This is a genomic window from Aquimarina addita (assembly GCF_039539305.1).
Lineage (GTDB): Bacteria > Bacteroidota > Bacteroidia > Flavobacteriales > Flavobacteriaceae > Aquimarina > Aquimarina addita.
This window is the reverse complement of record NZ_BAABCW010000011.1, coordinates 159,748-179,937: the sequence shown is the minus strand read 5'-3', so window position 1 is coordinate 179,937 and position 20,190 is coordinate 159,748. Positions and strand designations below refer to the sequence as shown.

General features: G+C 33.2%; 18 protein-coding genes. 7 read left to right on the top strand and 11 right to left on the bottom strand.

All coding sequences use genetic code 11. The annotated features are described in order from the left end of the window. Positions 1-65 precede the first annotated feature (65 nt). The 4 genes from ABD816_RS14205 to ABD816_RS14190 form a co-directional block, all read right to left on the bottom strand. Positions 66-1,856, bottom strand: coding sequence for a sodium:solute symporter family protein (locus ABD816_RS14205; protein WP_344928478.1), 1,791 nt, complete (start codon positions 1,854-1,856; stop codon positions 66-68). A 77-nt stretch (positions 1,857-1,933) separates the two neighbouring features. Next, positions 1,934-2,200, bottom strand: a complete 267-nt coding sequence (locus tag ABD816_RS14200; protein ID WP_344928476.1) for a DUF4212 domain-containing protein — start codon at positions 2,198-2,200, stop codon at positions 1,934-1,936. Positions 2,201-2,210: 10 nt separating this feature from the next. Further along, positions 2,211-3,443, bottom strand: coding sequence for a hypothetical protein (locus ABD816_RS14195; protein ID WP_344928474.1), 1,233 nt, complete (start codon positions 3,441-3,443; stop codon positions 2,211-2,213). Between the two features lie 119 nt (positions 3,444-3,562). Then, complete coding sequence (locus ABD816_RS14190) at positions 3,563-3,982, bottom strand: transposase-like zinc-binding domain-containing protein (RefSeq protein ID WP_344928472.1); 420 nt, start codon at positions 3,980-3,982, stop codon at positions 3,563-3,565. Between the two features lie 163 nt (positions 3,983-4,145). Here ABD816_RS14190 and ABD816_RS14185 point away from each other — a divergent pair, with 163 nt between their 5' ends. Further along, entirely contained in the window at positions 4,146-4,700 is a 555-nt protein-coding gene (locus ABD816_RS14185) for an NUDIX hydrolase (RefSeq protein ID WP_344928470.1), read from the top strand. Between the two features lie 145 nt (positions 4,701-4,845). Beyond that, complete coding sequence (locus tag ABD816_RS14180; protein WP_344928468.1) at positions 4,846-5,709, top strand: hypothetical protein; 864 nt, start codon at positions 4,846-4,848, stop codon at positions 5,707-5,709. Here ABD816_RS14180 and ABD816_RS14175 read toward each other — a convergent pair. From ABD816_RS14175 to dnaK, 3 genes are all read right to left on the bottom strand, one after another. Continuing rightward, entirely contained in the window at positions 5,702-6,259 is a 558-nt protein-coding gene (locus ABD816_RS14175) for a GNAT family N-acetyltransferase (protein WP_344928466.1), read from the bottom strand. The two genes, ABD816_RS14180 and ABD816_RS14175, sit on opposite strands and share 8 nt — an antisense overlap. A gap of 186 nt (positions 6,260-6,445) precedes the next feature. Further along, a complete protein-coding gene (locus ABD816_RS14170) occupies positions 6,446-7,753 on the bottom strand; it encodes a phenylacetate--CoA ligase family protein (protein ID WP_344928464.1) in 1,308 nt (435 codons plus the stop codon). A 191-nt stretch (positions 7,754-7,944) separates the two neighbouring features. Beyond that, the gene (dnaK, locus tag ABD816_RS14165) at positions 7,945-9,858 is read right to left on the bottom strand and encodes a molecular chaperone DnaK (RefSeq protein WP_344928462.1); all 1,914 of its coding nucleotides are present in this window, start codon (positions 9,856-9,858) and stop codon (positions 7,945-7,947) included. Between the two features lie 258 nt (positions 9,859-10,116). Here dnaK and panB point away from each other — a divergent pair, with 258 nt between their 5' ends. Together panB and ABD816_RS14155 are read left to right on the top strand one after the other, a co-directional pair. Continuing rightward, the gene (panB, locus tag ABD816_RS14160; RefSeq protein ID WP_344928460.1) at positions 10,117-10,935 is read left to right on the top strand and encodes a 3-methyl-2-oxobutanoate hydroxymethyltransferase; all 819 of its coding nucleotides are present in this window, start codon (positions 10,117-10,119) and stop codon (positions 10,933-10,935) included. Between the two features lie 51 nt (positions 10,936-10,986). Further along, a complete protein-coding gene (locus tag ABD816_RS14155; RefSeq protein ID WP_344928458.1) occupies positions 10,987-11,688 on the top strand; it encodes an RluA family pseudouridine synthase in 702 nt (233 codons plus the stop codon). A gap of 4 nt (positions 11,689-11,692) precedes the next feature. On the opposite strand, the gene ABD816_RS14150 is transcribed toward ABD816_RS14155, so the two are convergent. Next, a complete protein-coding gene (locus ABD816_RS14150) occupies positions 11,693-12,550 on the bottom strand; it encodes a DMT family transporter (RefSeq protein WP_344928456.1) in 858 nt (285 codons plus the stop codon). A 451-nt stretch (positions 12,551-13,001) separates the two neighbouring features. Here ABD816_RS14150 and ABD816_RS14145 point away from each other — a divergent pair, with 451 nt between their 5' ends. Further along, complete coding sequence (locus ABD816_RS14145; RefSeq protein ID WP_344928454.1) at positions 13,002-13,910, top strand: hypothetical protein; 909 nt, start codon at positions 13,002-13,004, stop codon at positions 13,908-13,910. Between the two features lie 31 nt (positions 13,911-13,941). Here the strand turns inward: ABD816_RS14145 and ABD816_RS14140 are convergent, their stop codons facing one another. Next, positions 13,942-15,486 (bottom strand): hypothetical protein, encoded by a 1,545-nt coding sequence (locus ABD816_RS14140; protein ID WP_344928452.1) that lies wholly within the window; start codon positions 15,484-15,486, stop codon positions 13,942-13,944. Between the two features lie 207 nt (positions 15,487-15,693). On the opposite strand from ABD816_RS14140, the gene ABD816_RS14135 reads away from it, so the two are divergent. Next, entirely contained in the window at positions 15,694-16,866 is a 1,173-nt protein-coding gene (locus tag ABD816_RS14135; protein WP_344928450.1) for a 2-isopropylmalate synthase, read from the top strand. A gap of 95 nt (positions 16,867-16,961) precedes the next feature. Beyond that, the gene (gene leuB / locus ABD816_RS14130) at positions 16,962-18,077 is read left to right on the top strand and encodes a 3-isopropylmalate dehydrogenase (RefSeq protein ID WP_344928449.1); all 1,116 of its coding nucleotides are present in this window, start codon (positions 16,962-16,964) and stop codon (positions 18,075-18,077) included. Between the two features lie 30 nt (positions 18,078-18,107). On the opposite strand, the gene ABD816_RS14125 is transcribed toward leuB, so the two are convergent. Together ABD816_RS14125 and ABD816_RS14120 are read right to left on the bottom strand one after the other, a co-directional pair. After that, entirely contained in the window at positions 18,108-19,052 is a 945-nt protein-coding gene (locus tag ABD816_RS14125) for a phosphoribosylaminoimidazolesuccinocarboxamide synthase (RefSeq protein ID WP_344928446.1), read from the bottom strand. 76 nt (positions 19,053-19,128) lie between these two features. Next, positions 19,129-20,085 carry a PhoH family protein gene (locus ABD816_RS14120; protein ID WP_344928444.1) on the bottom strand — a complete coding sequence of 319 codons (957 nt, stop codon included), beginning with the start codon at positions 20,083-20,085 and terminating at the stop codon, positions 19,129-19,131. Between the last annotated feature and the right edge of the window lie 105 nt (positions 20,086-20,190).

The window sequence follows — 20,190 nt, the reverse complement described above, 5'->3', positions numbered from 1 at the left end:
TTTAAGAACCAATTAAATTAAACCTTCAAAGTTTTATGTCCTTTGAAGGTTTAATTACTCTTTCATTAATGATGTGTTGCTTCTCCTACTCCACTAGGTATTCTAATATTTTCTACAATTTCCTGAACATCATGTGGAGGTTCTTTAGTAAATTTAGATACTACTAAAGATACTATAAAATTAATAACCATTGCAACCGCTCCAAATCCTTCTGGAGAAATCCCAAACCACCATTCGCTCGCTGGCGGTAATGTTTCATCAAACCATCCTAACTTATATTTGATCATATACAAAAGCATACAAGTAATACCTACTATCATACCTGCTACAGCACCTTCTTTATTCATTCTTTTATAGAAAATCCCCAGAACTATTGCTGGAAAGAACGAAGCAGCGGCAAGTCCAAATGCCAATGCTACTACCGCAGCAACAAAGCCAGGTGGATTGATACCAAAATAACCTGCTACACATACTGCTGCAACTGCAGAAAGACGTGCTGCAATCAATTCTCCTTTTTCTGTAATATCCGGTTTGATCATTTTTTTGATCAAATCATGAGATACAGAAGAAGAAATAACTAACAATAATCCTGCAGCTGTAGATAAAGCTGCTGCTAATCCTCCTGCTGCCACTAATGCGATTACCCAATTGGGTAAATCAGCAATCTCCGGATTAGCCAATACCATAATATCTCTATCAACAAACAACTCATTTTTTGTTGCTGCATTAACATTAGTGATAAGTCGCTCACCACGTTCGCCTCTATTATTACCATCAAATATTGGTTTATTTTTATTTCCTTCTACCGCATGACCACTAAAATATTGTACCTGCCCATCTCCATTTTTATCTGTCCATCCTAATAATCCTGTATCTTCCCAGTTTTTAAACCAGGTTGGTAATTCTGAATATTCTTTATTTTGTACAGATTCTATCAAATTTGTTTTTGCGAAAACCGCGACTGCAGGCGCTGTTGTATATAAAATTGCGATTAACAATAATGCGTATCCGGCAGACTTACGAGCATCTTTTACCTTTTTCACAGTAAAAAAGCGTACGATTACGTGTGGCAATCCTGCAGTTCCTACCATTAACGCGAGTGTTATGGCAAATACATCAAGGGTTGATTTAGACCCATCCGTGTATGCAGCAAAACCTAAATCTGTACTTAATCCATCTAGCTTATCCAGTAAATACATTCCGGAACCATCTGACACCGTATCTCCAAACCCTAATTGAGGTATTGGATTGCCTGTCATCTGTATTGAAATAAAAATTGCCGGAACCATAAAAGCAAAAATCAATACACAATATTGTGCTACCTGGGTATAGGTAATACCTTTCATACCACCAAGTACAGCATAAAAGAGTACAATTATCATCCCAATAATAACACCCGTATTGATATCTACTTCTAAAAATCTTGAAAATACAATCCCTACACCTCTCATTTGTCCAGCTACATAGGTAAAAGAAACCAAGAGCGCACAGAATACAGCAACGGATCTGGCTGTTTTAGAATAATAACGATCTCCTATAAAATCCGGAACGGTAAATTTTCCAAATTTCCGAAGATATGGTGCTAATAATAAAGCCAGCAACACATATCCTCCTGTCCAACCCATTAAATATACGGCTCCATCATAACCAGAAAAAGCTATGATTCCTGCCATCGAGATAAAAGAGGCAGCACTCATCCAATCTGCTGCAGTTGCCATACCATTAGCTAAAGGAGAAACCCCTCCTCCTGCAACGTAAAACTCTTTTGTAGAACTTGCCCTTGACCAGATGGCAATACCTATATATAAGGCAAAAGTTACTCCTACGAGAATATAAGTCCAAATTTGAACACTCATACTGTTTTATTTTAAATATTATTTAATTTTTGTGTGATGACTACACTATGTAGTTACAGTTCTTATACTATATTTTTTTAATCTTTATCATCATACCCATACTTTTTGTCAAGTTTGTTCATCAATCGAACATAGACAAAGATTAAAATCACAAATACGTAGATAGAGCCTTGTTGTGCAAACCAAAAACCCAGCTTAAAACCTCCTAAGCGAATTTCGTTTAATGCATCTTTAAATAAAATACCTGCTCCATAGGATACTATGAACCAAATAGAGAGTAGAATAAAAAGGTACTTTACATTTTCTTTCCAATAGGCGGTAGCCTTTTTGTCTTTTTCTGTCATAATTTTAGATTTATAAATAGATCATTGCCTGTAATGTAAGTACTCCTTGCCCATCATTATCCCCATATGTTGTATTTTGGTACTCTAATGTTAGCTTAGAATTGTGTCCACTAATGTATGCATTGGCACCAATACCAAAACTCGTAGCGTTATCATCTATTAAATCAATAGATCTATTATTAAACAATACATAGGGTTGATATTTGATTTTCTTATCAGCATTAGGGATTACATATCCTACATGACCATAAATCATGGAACCTGTCTCATAAGTTTGTCCCAATGTATAGTTAGTCCCATAATCATTATTCTGATACGTAGCATAGGCGGTTATTACAGAACCATTATCACCTAGTGGCGCATCATAAAATGCATCAACCGCAAAAATTGCTACATCCTCCCCTTCTAATGTTCCATCGGCATTAGCTATTACACTTCCGCTGGGATGATAGAAGAACCCTGCTCCCACATTAAAAACTTTTTTTCCTCCCAAATAGGTTCCTACTTTATAGGGTAAAAAATTTGATTCTTTATCCTGAAAACTATATTCAAAATAACCCGCATAGTTTTTTCCTGCATCTTTAGAACCTAATAATCGTCTGCCTGCATACACTGCATTACCACCAGACACAGGTTCTGCTGTAGCTTGCAAATTATTGGTAACTGATTCGTTAATTGCAACCTGATAACCAAACTTACCAAAAGAACCTTTTGCATAGATCCCAATATGCCTTGCGAATTGATCTGATAAACCAATGGTTGCCCATGATTGTCTGTTATTATCCAGCGTCATCATATTGAGCGTACTCTGATTATTTAATCTCGAAATACCATTCCAATAGTGTAAACCTCCTCCAATGGAGTGATGTTCACCCAGGCTATACTGAACCCAGGCACCGTGAAGAAATAATTGAGAAGCTTCTCCTAATCCTGTGGGACTTTGATTATCTGCGTTTAAACTGTTTAATCCAAAATGTGTAAGAATTAAGAAGTCTTTATTGATCTGTGAGTATAATAAAACACGAGCTCTACGAATACTGAAATTAGTTTTACTAGCGTCTTCTGCAACGTTATCATTATACTGCGCCCAAAATTGAGCCCAAGAAATAACTCTGAAATACTTTGATCCATCTTCATTGAGTTTTACTTTTAATCCACCATCATAATCAGGAGAACCTTGAGAAAAACTTAGTTGACTGATCAAAAAACTACAGAGCAATACGACATAAAAGTGATTTTGCATAATTTTAGAATTTGATAAGTGATGATTTGTTTATGATATCGATATATTGTGTACCGTATAAAACTCTAAAATTTAAACTAGTAAATAAAAATTACTATATATTTTTGCTAATACTATAGTTATTCTTTAAACCTTTCCCATTTAATCAACATAAATTTATCTCCTAACTCAGTAACAATAACCCCAGCTCCTTTAATATTCTCAGGAGACTGAAAGTAAGAAGAAAGTTCTAAAGCATTTAGGATCTTATAGGTAGGATGATATTCAGAATTATATGGGCGTTTAATATTATATTTCTTAACCCAATTCATAATACTAACGTGAGAAATTCCTAATATTCTTTCTATTTCACGATATGTTAAACCCTCCAGATATAACTGTAAAGCTTTATTTACATAATAATCATCTATTTTCTTTCCAAGCTTATTAACCGTAAAAAAATAATTACACATTTTACATCGATATCGCTGTCTATTATTAACAATTCCACTTTTGACATAGCTTCGGGAATTACAATTGGGACAATTATCAATTTTCATATATATTAATTTAGCATAAATATACTAAATTAGCAATAATTATTTTTCAACATATCATTACTTATTTTAACAAAAACACATTTATAGACTTATTTCTTTGATAAATTATCCTCTTATCACAGTTTTGTTTATACATTTGGTTTTTTAATTATTTATATTATCCATGGCAGATGAGCTTATAGATATCGTAGATTCACTTGGAAATCAAACTGGACGAATTCGTCTTAAATCAGAGGCGCATCGATTAGGGCTTTATCATAAAAGTGTACATATCTGGTTCTACACCCTACGGGGAGAATTGTTATTGCAGAAGCGAGCCATAAATAAAGACACGTATCCTAATCTCTGGGATGTATCAGTTGCTGGTCATATTAGTGCAGGAGAAACCCCTGAAATTTCTGCAATTAGAGAAGTTGAAGAAGAAATCGGTTTAAAAATCAGCATAGATGATCTCGAATTCTTAGATATCTATTTATCAAAAAAAGAACCAGCTCCCGGAATAGTAGACAATGAATTTCATCATATCTATTTATCAAAATTATCCATTCCTTTACAAAAGCTAAAACTACAAAAAGAAGAAGTTGCTGCAATAAAGCTACTTTCTATAGATGATTTTAAAAATGAATTATCTAATTCGTTAGATAAAAACAAATACGTTCCTCACGATGAGAGTTATTTTCATTTAATAATAGATGAAATTAATAAAAGAATACACTAAATCCTTGTAATTCTTATCAAATAATAGAATGTTATCCTTTATTATGGTATTTTTATTCAAAATTTACAATATCTCAGTAGTAACCCACTTACACTTAATCAATATATTTTCTTTTTAAAAACGGTACCAAACTAAACTTGATAGTATGAAATTATCATCTCAAATTTTTTTATGTATTTCTTTGATTTCTCTATCCATGAGTTGTCAGAAAAAAAACACGGATGGTCTTTATATTATTAATGATTTATCAGGCTCATTAGATGAAATCTCGGGAATTACCAAATTTTCTAATGAACCTTATTTATATGCGATTAACGACTCTGGCAATAGTAATACAATCTATCAGTTAGATCTTCAGGGTGAAATAGTAAGAGAGTTAACTATCGATAATGCCAAGAATCACGACTGGGAAGATCTGGCATATGATTTTCAAAATAATATTTATATTGGTGATTTTGGCAATAATTATAATGACAGAAAAAATTTAGCTATCTATACAGTTTCTGATATATCAAACGAAAAAATAAAAACGCTTAAAACTAATTTTCGCTTAGAGGATCAAACGGATTTTCCTCCAAAAAAGAAAAACAGAAATTTTGATATTGAAGCTTTTATATACTTAAAAGGTAATTTCTATTTGTTTACAAAAAACCGAAGTTCAGAATTCAATGGAGAAACCAAATTATACAAAGTTCCTGCTCAACCCGGTAATCAAATTGCAACACTAATTACTAGTTATAAAACCTGTGATGATGCTTCTGATTGTTTTATAACTGGTGCTGCGATCAATGCTACAGGGGATGTGATTGCCCTACTTACCTATAATAAAATATTTGTATTAAAAAAGTTTAAAGGGGATGACCTATTTAGTGGAACTGTAGAAAAAATTAAGCTCCATCATTCTTCTCAAAAAGAAGGGATTTGTTTTAAAAATGAATCAACTCTTATTATTGTTGATGAGAAAGGTAAAAACAAAGAAGGTTTTCTGTATGAATACATTCTTAATTAGCTCTTTTCTTTTCCCAATCTTCTTCTAACATTGCATATTCGTAATTATCAGACCACCCGGTTTTAAGAGGTAACACTTTACGTTTATGACCTTCTCTAATCATTCCTGATTTTTCTAACACCCTTATCGACCCAATATTATCTACAGCACAGCCTGCTTCAATCCTGTGCAAATGCAGTTGTAAAAAACCGAATTGTAATAATTTAATCACTGCCTCTGTTGCATACCCTTTTGACCAGAAATCAGGCAATAGTTTATACCATAGTGAGCCTATTTTATATTTTGAATTTCCTATTCTTATTGATATTAAACCTACAAAATCATTTGTATCTAATGTACAAAGTGCAAATACAAATTCTTTTCTCAATCTAAAATTATCAATCCATTCATCCAAATATACTTGAGTAACTGCTTTATTTGTAGGAATTCCTAATGCATTATACATATCAACCGCTGGTATCGATAGCAGCTCATGAATAATAGAGAGATCGGCTTCTCTTACTGGTCTTAATTGTAACCTATTTGTCTGTATTATTAAATGCTCTGTCATTAATCAAAATTATGTTAAGCTATATGTTTAAATTTTCTAAGTTATAAAATGATTAGAAAGATAAATAAAACAAAAACTAAGTTTTTAATGCCTTATCAAGTAATCAAAATACTGTAGTCAGATCCAAAACTCTATTTCCCAGAATTACTACTAATTTTTACTTATAGCTCCAAAAGTCGATGTGTATTATAATTGAGAATGATATGTATTACTAACCTCTCTTCTTTTTCCTGAAGATAGCAACGGTATTTCATCTACATATTCTAGACTGATAGTCGCATCATTACCAAAAATATTTTTGTATTCTTTCATTAAGGTATGCTCATCAATCTTTTTATCTGTATTAAGTTTGATCAAATAATCTTTTTCTCCATACTGGACTAATTGAAACTGTTTGAAATCTCCATACTTAGACAATTTATAAGAAACATGGGAGGGGATTATATTTCCTTTAGTATCATAAATTAAGTCTAATTTCCGACCTTCAATTGAGGTAAGAAAAGGTATATCATTCTTATCCTTTTCTATAATCCCTATATCCCCTGTATCATATCTAATAAGAGGCATAGCATAATTATGTAAATCTGTAATTACAATTCTACCTCTTTTCCCATTTTCAATCACAACATCTTCTTTCATATCAAAAATCTCCATATAATAGCTTGCCTCGTTGACAATGAATCTCGAAGAATCTGTTCGATCCTGTTGGGCTAAAATTCCATTTTCATTATTAGAATATCTGGATACTGGTGCCACGCCAAAATATTTTAGCATTGCACTATAAGTATATTCATTTAATCTTTCAGACATGGTAATAATAGAAACCACATTACACTGGATCGGTCCTGATTTAATCTTATCTAAATATTTACAAATTTTCTCAAAAGCAGAAGTATACCCAAGGAAACTTTTCTGACTACTATCTTTACTAAGGTGATCTATAAGATGTGCTATATCATTATCCTTTAAATTAAAAACACTTTGTGGATATACGTTTTGTAACCAGAATTTAGAAAAGATTGTATGTTTATAAGTATCCGGCCAAATTTTAACGTATACTAATTGTTGCCCAATACGATATCCTGATCTTTTAGAAAAATATAGATTATCTGCTGTATTTCTTACTCTTTTGTTGGCATCTTGTAATACTGAAAAAGGAGCTCCTGTAGAGCCGCTTGTAGAAACCAATGTGCATTTTTCAGGAGTGTATTTTGATGATACAAATTCATCAAAATGATCTCGAATCAAATTTTTATTAGTTAATGGAAAATCTGCTATAGAGGAAAATTCAGAATTTTTTTTATAATACGCTGTGGTATCAACAGCGTGCTGTAGTAGACCTTTAAGGTACAAATCCTTCTTATTTTTTAATGATTCCTTATCTGAATTCTCAATGAGGTTTTGTATATCCTCATAATTTTTTTTGATCGGATTTCCTTTTAAAATATCAAGAGATCTAAATATAAATTTTCTAAAAATTTGTGATAGCTTCATTAGTTTCCCACTACTAATATTAACACCTTACTATTCAGCCTTATTACTTAAAATTTTACGAAATTAATTTTAATGAGCTGAGAATTTTATTAAAAGTAAAACAATTTAATGGTATAGTTATACATTTGTAGGAAATTAACAAAAAAAGGCATAGCGAATGCTATGCCTTTTTAAAATAGTGATTACTCTATTTATTTTACTTCTTCAAAATCTACATCTTCTACATCACTAGCTTCTGTATCTCCAGCTTCAGATTGTGCGCCTGCAGCATCCGGACCAGCCTCTGCTCCTGGTTGTGCTTCTGCTTGTGCTTTATACATCTCTTCACTAGCTACTTTCCAAGCCTCATTGATTTTATCAAGGGCTGGCTGGATTACAGCTAAATCCTTAGATTCATAAGCTTTCTTTAATTCTTCTAAAGCTTCTTCAACTGGCTTTTTCTTATCATCAGATAATTTATCACCAAACTCCGCTAATTGCTTTTCTGTTTGAAAAATCAATCCGTCTGCTTCATTTAACTTATCCGCAGTTTCTTTTGCTGCTTTGTCCGCTTCTGCATTAGCTTCAGCTTCCTGCTTCATTTTAGCAATTTCTTCCTCTGTTAAACCAGATGAAGCCTCGATACGAATATCTTGAGATTTATTAGTTGCTTTATCCGTAGCAGAAACCTTAATAATACCATTTGCATCAATATCAAAAGTTACTTCAATCTGTGGCGTTCCTCTCTGTGCTGGTGGAATTCCATCTAAGTGAAAACGACCGATTGTCTTATTATCAGCAGCCATAGGACGCTCTCCCTGTAATACGTGAATCTCTACAGAAGGTTGATTATCTGCTGCTGTTGAAAATACTTGTGACTTTTTAGTAGGAATTGTTGTATTAGATTCAATAAGTTTTGTCATTACATTACCCATTGTCTCAATACCCAGAGAAAGTGGAGTTACATCTAATAACAATACATCTTTTACATCTCCTGTCAATACACCACCTTGAATCGCTGCACCTACTGCAACCACCTCATCAGGATTTACACCTTTACTTGGCGCTTTACCAAAGAATTTTTCTACCGCTTCCTGTACAGCAGGAATACGTGTAGATCCTCCTACCAGAATTATTTCATCAATATCACTTGTTGATAACCCTGCTGCTTTTAATGCAGTACGACAAGGCTCAATAGTACGCTTTACTAAATCATCAATTAATTGATCAAATTTAGCTTTAGACAATGTTCTTACTAAGTGCTTAGGTCCACTTGCAGTAGCCGTAACATATGGTAAGTTAATTTCAGTTTGAGTAGATGAAGACAATTCAATCTTAGCTTTTTCTGCAGCTTCTTTAAGACGTTGCAGTGCCATAGGATCCTGTCTTAGATCCATATTCTCATCATTCTTAAACTCTTCTGCTAACCAATCAATAATTTTTTGATCTACATCATCTCCTCCTAGGTGTGTATCACCATCTGTTGATAATACTTCAAAAACACCATCTCCTAATTCAAGAATAGATACATCATGAGTACCTCCTCCAAAATCGAATACTACTATTTTTTGATCCTGACCTTTTTTATCCAGTCCGTAAGCCAATGCTGCTGCTGTAGGCTCATTAATAATTCTTTCTACTTTAAGACCTGCAATCTCACCAGCTTCTTTAGTAGCGTGACGTTGAGAATCATTAAAATAAGCAGGTACCGTTATTACTGCTCTGGATACATCCTGACCTAAATAATCTTCTGCGGTTTTCTTCATTTTCTGAAGAATCATCGCAGATAATTCTTGTGGTGTATATAAACGACCATCAATATCAACACGTGGCGTATCATTATCTCCTTTTACTACTTTATAAGCAGCTCTTTCTGCTTCTTTAGAAGATTCTGAGAACTTATTTCCCATAAATCTTTTAATAGAAGATATTGTTTTTGTTGGATTAGTAACTGCCTGACGCTTTGCAGGGTCACCCACCTTAATTTCTCCTCCTTCTACAAATGCAATTACAGATGGAGTAGTTCTTTTTCCTTCAGCATTAGGGATCACCACAGGCTCATTACCTTCCATAACAGAAACACAAGAGTTGGTTGTACCTAAGTCTATTCCTATAATCTTACTCATATCGTTTTATTATTTTTTAAGTGTTATTTCTTATTTTCTACAACCATCTAAAGTCAATGATTATGCCATGACCATCTGTATGACAGGATGTCATTCTATTTTTTCTAAAACAAACATATTGACACAAAACCCTTTGTTCAAACTTTTCACTTCATTACATCTCTTATACCCATGATAATTTATATTTTTGATTTATAGAATGAGAAACACTTCCTATAAATCACTACTTTTACCACAAATTAAACGAACTCACGCATTATGTCAACAGCAAAAAAAGATTACAAACGTGTTACAGTAAAGTCTCTGGTAGAGATGAAAAGTAATAAAGAAAAGATATCTATGCTTACTGCATATGACTATACGATGGCTAAAATTGTTGATAGTGCCGGAGTGGATGTAATTCTTGTGGGTGATTCTGCGTCTAATGTGATGGCGGGTCATGAAACCACATTGCCTATCACTTTAGATCAAATGATTTACCATGCATCTTCTGTAGTAAGGGCTATTGATCGTGCTTTGGTTGTTGTAGATTTACCCTTTGGGAGTTATCAAAGTGACCCCAAAGAAGCTTTGCGATCTGCTATCAGAATTATGAAAGAGTCCGGAGGTCATTCTGTAAAACTTGAAGGCGGAAAAGAAGTAAAAGAATCCATTAAAAGAATCTTACATGCTGGTATCCCTGTAATGGGACATTTAGGATTAACCCCTCAATCAATATATAAATTTGGCACCTATACTGTCAGAGCAAAGGAGGAACAAGAAGCAGAAAAACTAAAAGAAGATGCTTTGATGCTCGAAAAAGCAGGATGTTTTGCCATAGTACTGGAAAAAGTTCCTGCTGCTTTAGCTGAAGAGGTTGCAGCAAGTCTAACGATTCCTATCATTGGTATCGGTGCAGGAAATGGTGTAGATGGACAGGTATTGGTAACACACGATATGCTGGGCATGACGCATGAATTTAATCCTAGATTCTTAAGACGCTACCTGGATCTATATACAGAAATGACAACTGCATTCGAACAGTACGTAACCGATGTTAAATCAAAGTCGTTCCCTAATGAAAATGAGCAATATTAATTAATAATTGATTGTTCGTCAAGGATTAACCCATTTTATATCATTATACTATTGCCTTCTAAAATTGTTTCAAATAAATCCAACCTTCAAGTCCTTTATGAGGACAATCATATTATTGCTGTCAACAAAAGACCCGGGGATATTGTACAAGGAGATAAAACAGGTGACAAACCACTAAGTGAAGTGGTAAAAGAATATATCTCAGAAAAATATAATAAACCAGGAGCTGTCTATCTGGGGGTAGTGCATCGTCTTGATCGCCCTACTAGCGGTATCATTGTTTTTGCCAGAACTAGTAAAGCTTTACCCAGACTTAATAAATTATTTGCTGATAAGAAAGCAAAAAAAACATATTGGGCAGTGGTAAAAAATCACCCCCCTGCCAAGAGTGATACACTTACACACTGGCTTAAACGTAATCCAAAACAAAATAAGTCGTACGCATATCCTAAGGAAATTTCTGACAGCAAAAAAGCTATTTTAGATTACACGCTTATTAAAAAATTAAATAATTATTATTTACTGGAAATAAATCTACATACAGGTCGTCATCATCAAATACGATCTCAATTATCAAGTATAGGGTGCACAATCAAAGGAGATCTAAAATACGGTGCAGATCGTAGCAACAAAGATGGCAGTATACATCTACATGCCCGCATATTAACTTTTATCCATCCAGTAAAAAAAGAGTCTGTGACTATTATTGCGCCGCCACCATCAGATGCTATTTGGGACGATTGCATAGAGTAACTTTTTATTTATAGGATCTCACACTTTCGATCACAACAGCCATGAGTATAAGACTACCGCCTACCAATGTAGTCCAAATGGGTATTTCTTTTAAAAAAATAATCCCAATAATAATTCCGTAAACGGGTTGTATACTACTGATAATACTAGCGGTAGTAGCAGAAAATTGTTTAAAACTCACTAAAAACAAGGTATGTCCAATAGCGGTGGTAACCAGCGCTAAAACTAGTACCCAATGCCACTGATCTATAATTCCTGTGGGATTTAATAAAAATATAGAAGGCAGTAATAAAATGGCAATAACCACCAATTGATACCACATTAGCATAGAACCGTGATACGTGTCAACTTTAGTTTTCATAATCAAATTACGTAAAGCATAGCAAAATGCAGAAAAGATTCCAATTCCTACCGCTTTTGCATAGGTGTTTTCAAAACTAAAATCCGGTACTAAAAAATAAATCCCTAATAAGACCAGTGCTCCCAAAACTAAATGCATCTTCTGAAATTTAGTTTTCAATAAGATGGGCTCCAGAAAAGAGGTGATTACAGGATACGTAAATAAGGATAACATCCCAATCGCTACATTGGATAATTTTAATGCATAAAAATACGTAACCCAATGCACCCCCATTAAAACACCTCCCGTTATAATGGTCACTCTGTCTTTTGAAGCAATTTTAAAAGATATTTTTTTCCATTTACAAAAAATAAAAAGTAAAACACCGGCTAAGATTGCTCTAAAACAAATAGTAACAGGCACTGGCATATCAATATATCTGCCCAATGCTCCAGAAGTACTTATCAAAAGCATTGCAAAATTTAGTTCGAGGAGATTACGTATGTGTTGTTTTGTTTGCAATTTTTTTTATCAAAAGTATTCAATATAATTGTTTGATACTACTTATATCCACTTTATAGGTATAAAAAGACACTAAAAAACGTAACATTATTTATACTTAAGACATATTAATAGTAGAAGAAGTTATTATAGATAGTACTTACCTACTTTCTTTTGTATCTAAAAGCTATAATATCCGTATTATTTGATTTTAAAACAGCTTATTGATTACGCAACAAATATAAATACCATCTTTTTAAGTTCAAGGGCATCCCAAAACTTAAGAAAATTATACAAAGTTAAACGTGGCATTGTTATACCAATAAAAACTTGTAAAAAAAATGGATATCATTTTAATCAGAGTAAAAAAAAGAAAATAAATCAAGTGATGGTAGAAAAAACCTACTTTTATATAACAGAAAAGTAACAAAACGACTATTTATTATACTAATATCAAAAAGAACAAAATAACGTGGAAACATCCTTAGAATATTTAAATACTATTGATTGGCGTTTCATCTGGAGTATTATACGGGACATCGTATTACCTCATTCTGGAACTTTACTTCTTAATACGATCTTGTTTTTATTTCTAGGTTTCATAATAGCTCTTATATATTGTATCATTTTATATAGAAAAGGAATTCTTACCAGAGTACCGAGATATTATAATTGGGCGGTGAAATTATACATACCGATTCTCTTTGTTGGCATTTTGTATATTCTAGGGCAATGGGGTTTTATTAGAGGAGTGTACAAAATACTTGATAAAGAAAGACCTGCTATAGTACAAGGGGTTTACCAAGGAACTATGCAACAATTCTTTAAAAATGATCTAGAAAAAGATAAGTTTATAAGATTGATCCAAACATTTGCCTCAGAAACTAAATCAGATTCTGAAGTGTTTTTATATGGTTTTGAAGCCCAAATGGCACAATATGATACCGGAAGCTCTTTTCTTAATACTACAAAAAATAAATTATCTAAATATCTTATAGAAAATTATGGACAAGATGTCTACAAAGCTGCTATCTATGGCATGCTGGCATCTGCAGGAAAAGGACATATTGATATTTCAGAAGCATTACCTTATGAACAATATAGCGCTGGAATGGACTTTTTACTTACAGTAGGACATCAGGATTTAGAAAAAATTATTCTGGAAAAATTAGATATTTGGTGTCATCATTTTTTATCAACACAATATCACGGACTGATAAAATCACTTCTCATCTTTTTAATTCTCCTTATGATTGTTCCTCTTATTGAGTTTTTTATTTACAAAAAATGGTTTGAACCACAATTCATCAGAAAAAGAGAATCACTACTAGATAAGGACGCTATCCAATCATCAAAAATTCGCAGTGTGTTTAAAGAATAAATTGATAGGACAATTGGTTTGCAACTAAAAATTATCTCAACAACTTTTTAGACTTTTCTTTAATAATTTCAGCAACAGGCCTGCCTTCGATATTACTCTCTAACCAAGACAAAATATCTAGATACAAAAATGCTCTTTTTTCATAAGGGTGATTCTCGTATTGTTTTAAGGTTTTATGAAGCTTTCTAAATTCATCTTTAATCTGATGAGGAAAAATTTCTCCTAAATTTTTGAGAAATTTAATCATTTCCTTTTGTACCTCGTGTAATTCATCCATTTTGATTAAGAATCTATAGGTTTCCTTTAGTTGGGTTTCAAGATGATAATCCATACCTGCTTCATAATGTGAAACCAAACTCAATACTCTTGAAAAACACATTAAATCTTCTCGCATTTTTAGCGACTTATTCGAAATAATCTTTGTCAGGTATTCAATGCATTTTTTATGATTAGCCATCCCAAAATACAGACACGCTATTTTATAATATAATACCATGATATGATGATCATCCAATCTATTTTTGTATGCAGAAATACCATTGATTATCTCATCCACCAGATATTCGCCTGCATCAAATGTACCTTCCAGAAAATGAACATTTAATTTATTATTATACACAAATTGAAACGAAAGAACTTCTATATTATCGTCCTTTGGAAAATCAGCAGATACTATCGTCTTTTCGAACCGGGATAATCTTACCATTAATTGAGTTTTATCTTGTATCAAAAACAGAGATTCTAACAAATAATGATTCCCTCTTAAAAAAAATACGGGATTCAAAATAATCATGTGTGGGTTTTCATAAAACAGATCAACCCATTTTTTAGAATATTTATAACACGCTAAAAAATCCTGAACAATAAAACTATACCAGAGATGCGCTTTGTATAACCATAATTTTTCTCTAAAACCTAGTAATTCCCATTCATACTTTGGTAATTTACTTTCAAAATACGTAGTGATTTCTTTATGCTCTTTATCATTTCTTACGTATCCTGATTTAAGCATCAATCCGTATAACTGAAGAGATAGATTAGACAACTTACTCGTCAAAACATTTTTCATACTCAATGCTTTAGCCTCTAGGGTTAACTCATCTGCACGCGTATTAATACTTCTGGTAATATATTGGGTTTCTATAATCTTTTCTAATTCTACGATTTCATAAGCAATATTATGCTCTTCATTTTCTTTAGCCAAGGTTTTAGCCTTATCTAAAATCTTAAGACTTTGTTTGTACAACCCTTTATGATATAGTATAGTAGCAAAATCAAGTTGTTCTCTAATCTGAGACCTAATATTTTGATGTAATGGACTTAGCCTAAGACTTATTAAAATCTGTTTGTATAGATGAGCTTTCAAATTTGAAATCTGAAGCTTTGTCACGATTCCCTTAGACACAATAAGCTCTTCATTTAACGATTCATTTTTATCTAAATGATTAAAAAGCGCTAAAAATTTTGAATCTGAATTGACTCCTAATCGTCCAACATAGACCTTAAATTGTCGCTTTTCTGACTTAGAAAGTGACTTTACTAAAACAAACAAAGGATCTTTTTGATCATTAGTCATTGTAAGAAACGTATTATAATTAATTGATTAAAAGAATGTTATGTTTTAATTAAAACATTTCAGCATTGTAAAAAATGTAGCTAAATACCTTCTTTTTGAATTCCTAAAATATAAATTCGTTAGAGATTACTAATAATATCTTAAGATTTTTTTTTAAAGATATTCATTTAAAAGCAGAGCACTAAACTAATAATTGATAGAATCCCTATGAGCGATAATAAAGTCCAAATATTTGATACTACCTTAAGAGATGGAGAGCAAGTCCCAGGCTGCAAATTAAATACAAATCAAAAATTAGTTATAGCAGAGCGATTAGATCTATTAGGTGTTGATATTATCGAAGCAGGGTTTCCTGTATCCAGTCCGGGAGATTTTACCTCTGTGAATGAAATTGCTAAAATAGTTAAGAATGCTACCGTTTGCGGACTTACCAGAGCTGTAGAAAATGACATTAAAGTTGCTGCAGAAGCCCTTAAATTTGCAAAACGACCAAGAATACATACAGGAATAGGAACCTCTGAGTCACATATTAAATATAAATTTAATTCTACTCAGGAGAAAGTAATTGAACGTGGTATTGCTGCGGTCAAATATGCTAAATCTTTTGTAGAAGACGTAGAGTTCTATGCTGAAGATGCTGGACGTACTGATAATGAATTTCTGGCACGAGTCTGTGAGGCTATGATAAAAGCTGGTGCCACTGTACTTAATATTCCTGACACCACAGGATATTGTTTGCCAGAAGAGTATGGTGCAAAAATAAAATACTTAAAAGAAAATGTAAAGGGTATTGATAACGTAATTATCTCTTGCCACTGCCATAATGATCTGGGATTAGCCACTGCCAATTCTATTGCAGGAGTGATTAATGGTGCCAGACAGATCGAATGTACTATCAATGGTATTGGAGAACGTGCAGGAAATACTGCGCTAGAAGAGGTAGTAATGATTATGAAACAACACCCATATCTAGACTTACATACAGATATTAATGCTAAACTACTATACGACACCAGTCTTATGGTATCGGATAGCATGGGCATGTTTGTACAACCCAATAAAGCAATCGTAGGAGCTAATGCTTTTGCTCATAGTTCTGGTATTCATCAGGATGGCGTTATCAAGAATAGAGAAACATATGAAATCATTGACCCTACAGAAGTGGGCGTCACAGAATCAGCTATTGTACTTACCGCTAGAAGTGGAAGAGCTGCATTAGCATACAGAGCTAAAAAAGTAGGGTACGAATTAACCAAACTACAGTTAGATGATGTGTATAAAGAATTCTTAACCTATGCTGACAAGAAAAAAGAAGTACTTGACGAAGATATTCATCAAATAATGAGTACTCTTAATGTACCCACAACTGTAACTGCATAAAATATAAGCATATCACTAAAGAGATAAAAAGGAATTAGGTATCTTTACTATACTTAGATTTATTGTTTTCATCTTCTTTTCTATACATCCCTCTTATGAAATTAGATATTGCTGTATTATCCGGAGACGGAATCGGACCAGAAGTTACTGCGCAAGCTGTAAAAGTATTAGAAGCTATAGCGCATCGTTTTGATCATGTATTTACTTTTAAAGAAGCACTGATTGGAGGAGTAGCTATTGATCAAACAGGTAATCCGTTACCAGATGAAACTTTACAGATATGCCTCAATGCAGATGCGACCTTATTCGGTTGTATTGGCACTCCTACATATGACCATAATCCCACTGCTGTTATCAGACCAGAAAAAGGTTTATTAAAGCTTCGTAAAGAATTGGGATTATATGCTAATATCAGACCCGTAATCGCCTATGAAAACCTAATTAATAAATCTCCATTAAAACGAGAGGTAATTAAAGGTACAGATATCCTGATTTACAGAGAATTATCTAGCGGAATTTATTATGGTGAAAAAAAAGTAAATGAGGATGCAACCAAAGCTTCTGATCTATGCGAATACTCACGAGCAGAAATTGAGCGTGTTGCACATTTAGCGTTTAAAGCTGCTCAAAAAAGACGAAAAAAGCTAACATTAGTTGATAAAGCGAATATTTTAGAAACCTCACGTTTATGGAGAAAAGTCGTCAAAGAAATTTCTCACGATTATAAAGATGTTACACTTAACCTTTTATACGTAGATAATACAGCGGTACAAATTATTGTTAATCCAAGACAATTTGATGTAATACTCACAGAAAATATGTTTGGTAATATCATTTCTGATGAAGCCTGCGTGATCGTTGGGTCTATAGGATTATTAGCTTCAGCGTCTATAGGCGATACCAACTGTATGTTTGAACCCATTCATGGCTCTTATTCTCAGGCAACCAACAAGGGAATTGCTAACCCCATAGCTTCCATTCTATCTGCTGCTATGTTGCTAGAGCATTTTGGGCTGATCAAAGAGGCATACGCTATTAAAATAGCAATCAATAAATCATTGGAGTTAAAACTTACTACTCCAGATCTAAATCCAAATAATCCATTATCAACTCAGAAAGTTGGAGACTTTATTTATGATTATATCCTAAACCCTGAAGACTCTAATATCAATTTTGAAAACCTTCACTTAGGACAATCTACCATTATATAAATGATATCCTCCTTCTTTATTGAATTTGAATTATTTTAAATAGGTTAATACATTGTCTTTGATTCGCTCTTCTACGTTAGACACTTCAGCTTTTTGAAATTTTTCTCCGGTAATTTTTTCATAAAGCTCGATATATCGCTCCGAGACTGAAATTATATAGGAATCCGTCATCTCTGGGATTTGCTGTCCTTCTTTTCCCTGAAAACCGTTACTAATTAACCATTGGCGTACAAACTCCTTTGATAATTGTTTCTGTGGCTCATTATTCTCCTGTCTTTCTTCATACCCATCAACATAAAAATAACGTGAAGAATCAGGGGTATGAATCTCATCTATCAATACTATTTTTCCATCTTTTGTTTTTCCGAACTCATACTTGGTATCTACCAAAATCAACCCTTGTTCTGCTGCTATTTCTGTACCTCTCTGAAATAATTTATATGTATACTCTTCTAATACTAAATAATCTTCTTCAGAAACTATATTCTCAGAAAGAATTTCAGATCTGGTAATATCTTCATCGTGGGCTCCATTATCAGCTTTTGTAGACGGCGTAATAATTGGTTCAGGAAACTTATCGTTTTCTTTCATTCCTTCTGGCATCGGTACACCACATAATATTCTCTTCCCTGCTTTATATTCTCTCGCCGCATGACCTGACAAATACCCTCTGATCACCATTTCTACTTTAAAAGGCTCACATAGATGTCCTACCGCCACATTAGGATCCGGAGTAGCAATCAACCAATTTGGCACTAAATCTTCTGTTGCCTTCATCATTTTTGTAGCAATTTGGTTTAAGATTTGCCCCTTAAACGGAATTCCTTTTGGCATGACTACATCAAAAGCAGACAATCGATCGGTAGCAATCATAACCAACAGATCATTATTAATGGTATATACTTCTCTTACTTTCCCTTTATATACTGATTGTTGTCCGGGAAAATTATAATTTGTAGCTGTTATAGTATTCATTAGTATGCTGAGAATTTCTCGTTTTTGATTTCTAGTTCTAAAGATTTATTTTTTGACCTAATCCTTAGTATTCATTTTAGTCATTTCTATTTTCTATTTCTTTATAAGCAGCTATTACTTTTTTGACTAGTTTGTGACGTATCACATCTTTGTCATCCAAATGAATTACACCAATTCCTGCTACTCCTTTAAGTACAAGCAATGCTTCTTTTAATCCAGAAGTGACTCTGCGTGGCAAATCAATCTGTCCGGGATCCCCAGTAATCATAAACTTTGCATTTTTACCCATACGGGTTAAAAACATCTTCATTTGTGCGTGCGTTGTATTCTGTGCTTCATCCAGAATCACAAAAGCATTGTCTAGTGTTCTACCCCGCATAAATGCCATTGGGGCTATTTGTATCGTTCCTTTTTCGATAAAACTTTCTAGCTTTTCATTAGGAATCATATCCCGTAATGCATCGTATAGTGGTTGCATATACGGATCCAGTTTTTCTTTTAGATCACCCGGTAAAAACCCAAGATTTTCTCCTGCTTCTACAGCGGGACGGGTTAGAATAATGCGCTTTACCTGCTTTTCTTTCAAAGCTTTGATCGCCAATGCCACACCCGTATAGGTTTTTCCTGTTCCTGCGGGTCCTATGGCAAAAACCATATCATTTTTAGTCATTAACTCTACTAACTTTCGCTGATTAGCCGTCTGAGCTTTGATCAACTTGCCTCCTACTCCATGAACGAGAGTGGCTCCACTGATATCCGAAGTCTCATAATCTGCTTTACTTTCGCTGGTAAGAACACGCTCGATTACATTCTCATCTAACTTATTATACTTAGCAAAATGTTCTAATAGCATATTAAGTCTTATATCAAACTCCTCCAGTAATTCTTCTTCGCCATATACTTTTATCTTACTACCTCTGGCAACAATTTTTAGTTTAGGAAAATATTTTTTTAATAATTGAATGTTACTATTCTGATCTCCGAAAAACTCTCTCGGATTAATTTCTGTAAGTTCTATAATAAGTTCGTTCAAAAGCTATATAAGTTTTTAGTATGAATTGTTTTTAGGATTGACTAAGTTTGCTATCGTTGGTCAATTTTTTGCAGGGAAATCAAAAATGAAAAACTAAGTATAAAA

Bases quoted from the DNA above. Each gene is read 5' to 3' on its own strand.
- ABD816_RS14190 (WP_344928472.1), bottom strand. From the start codon at position 3,982: ATGAAAATTGATAATTGTCCCAATTGTAATTCCCGAAGCTATGTCAAA.
- dnaK (WP_344928462.1), bottom strand. From the start codon at position 9,858: ATGAGTAAGATTATAGGAATAGACTTAGGTACAACCAACTCTTGTGTT.
- ABD816_RS14125 (WP_344928446.1), bottom strand. From the start codon at position 19,052: ATGAATACTATAACAGCTACAAATTATAATTTTCCCGGACAACAATCA.
- panB (WP_344928460.1), top strand. From the start codon at position 10,117: ATGTCAACAGCAAAAAAAGATTACAAACGTGTTACAGTAAAGTCTCTG.
- ABD816_RS14200 (WP_344928476.1), bottom strand. From the start codon at position 2,200: ATGACAGAAAAAGACAAAAAGGCTACCGCCTATTGGAAAGAAAATGTA.
- leuB (WP_344928449.1), top strand. From the start codon at position 16,962: ATGAAATTAGATATTGCTGTATTATCCGGAGACGGAATCGGACCAGAA.
- ABD816_RS14140 (WP_344928452.1), bottom strand. From the start codon at position 15,486: ATGACTAATGATCAAAAAGATCCTTTGTTTGTTTTAGTAAAGTCACTT.
- ABD816_RS14170 (WP_344928464.1), bottom strand. From the start codon at position 7,753: ATGAAGCTATCACAAATTTTTAGAAAATTTATATTTAGATCTCTTGAT.
- ABD816_RS14135 (WP_344928450.1), top strand. From the start codon at position 15,694: ATGAGCGATAATAAAGTCCAAATATTTGATACTACCTTAAGAGATGGA.
- ABD816_RS14185 (WP_344928470.1), top strand. From the start codon at position 4,146: ATGGCAGATGAGCTTATAGATATCGTAGATTCACTTGGAAATCAAACT.
- ABD816_RS14205 (WP_344928478.1), bottom strand. From the start codon at position 1,856: ATGAGTGTTCAAATTTGGACTTATATTCTCGTAGGAGTAACTTTTGCC.
- ABD816_RS14180 (WP_344928468.1), top strand. From the start codon at position 4,846: ATGAAATTATCATCTCAAATTTTTTTATGTATTTCTTTGATTTCTCTA.
- ABD816_RS14195 (WP_344928474.1), bottom strand. From the start codon at position 3,443: ATGCAAAATCACTTTTATGTCGTATTGCTCTGTAGTTTTTTGATCAGT.
- ABD816_RS14175 (WP_344928466.1), bottom strand. From the start codon at position 6,259: ATGACAGAGCATTTAATAATACAGACAAATAGGTTACAATTAAGACCA.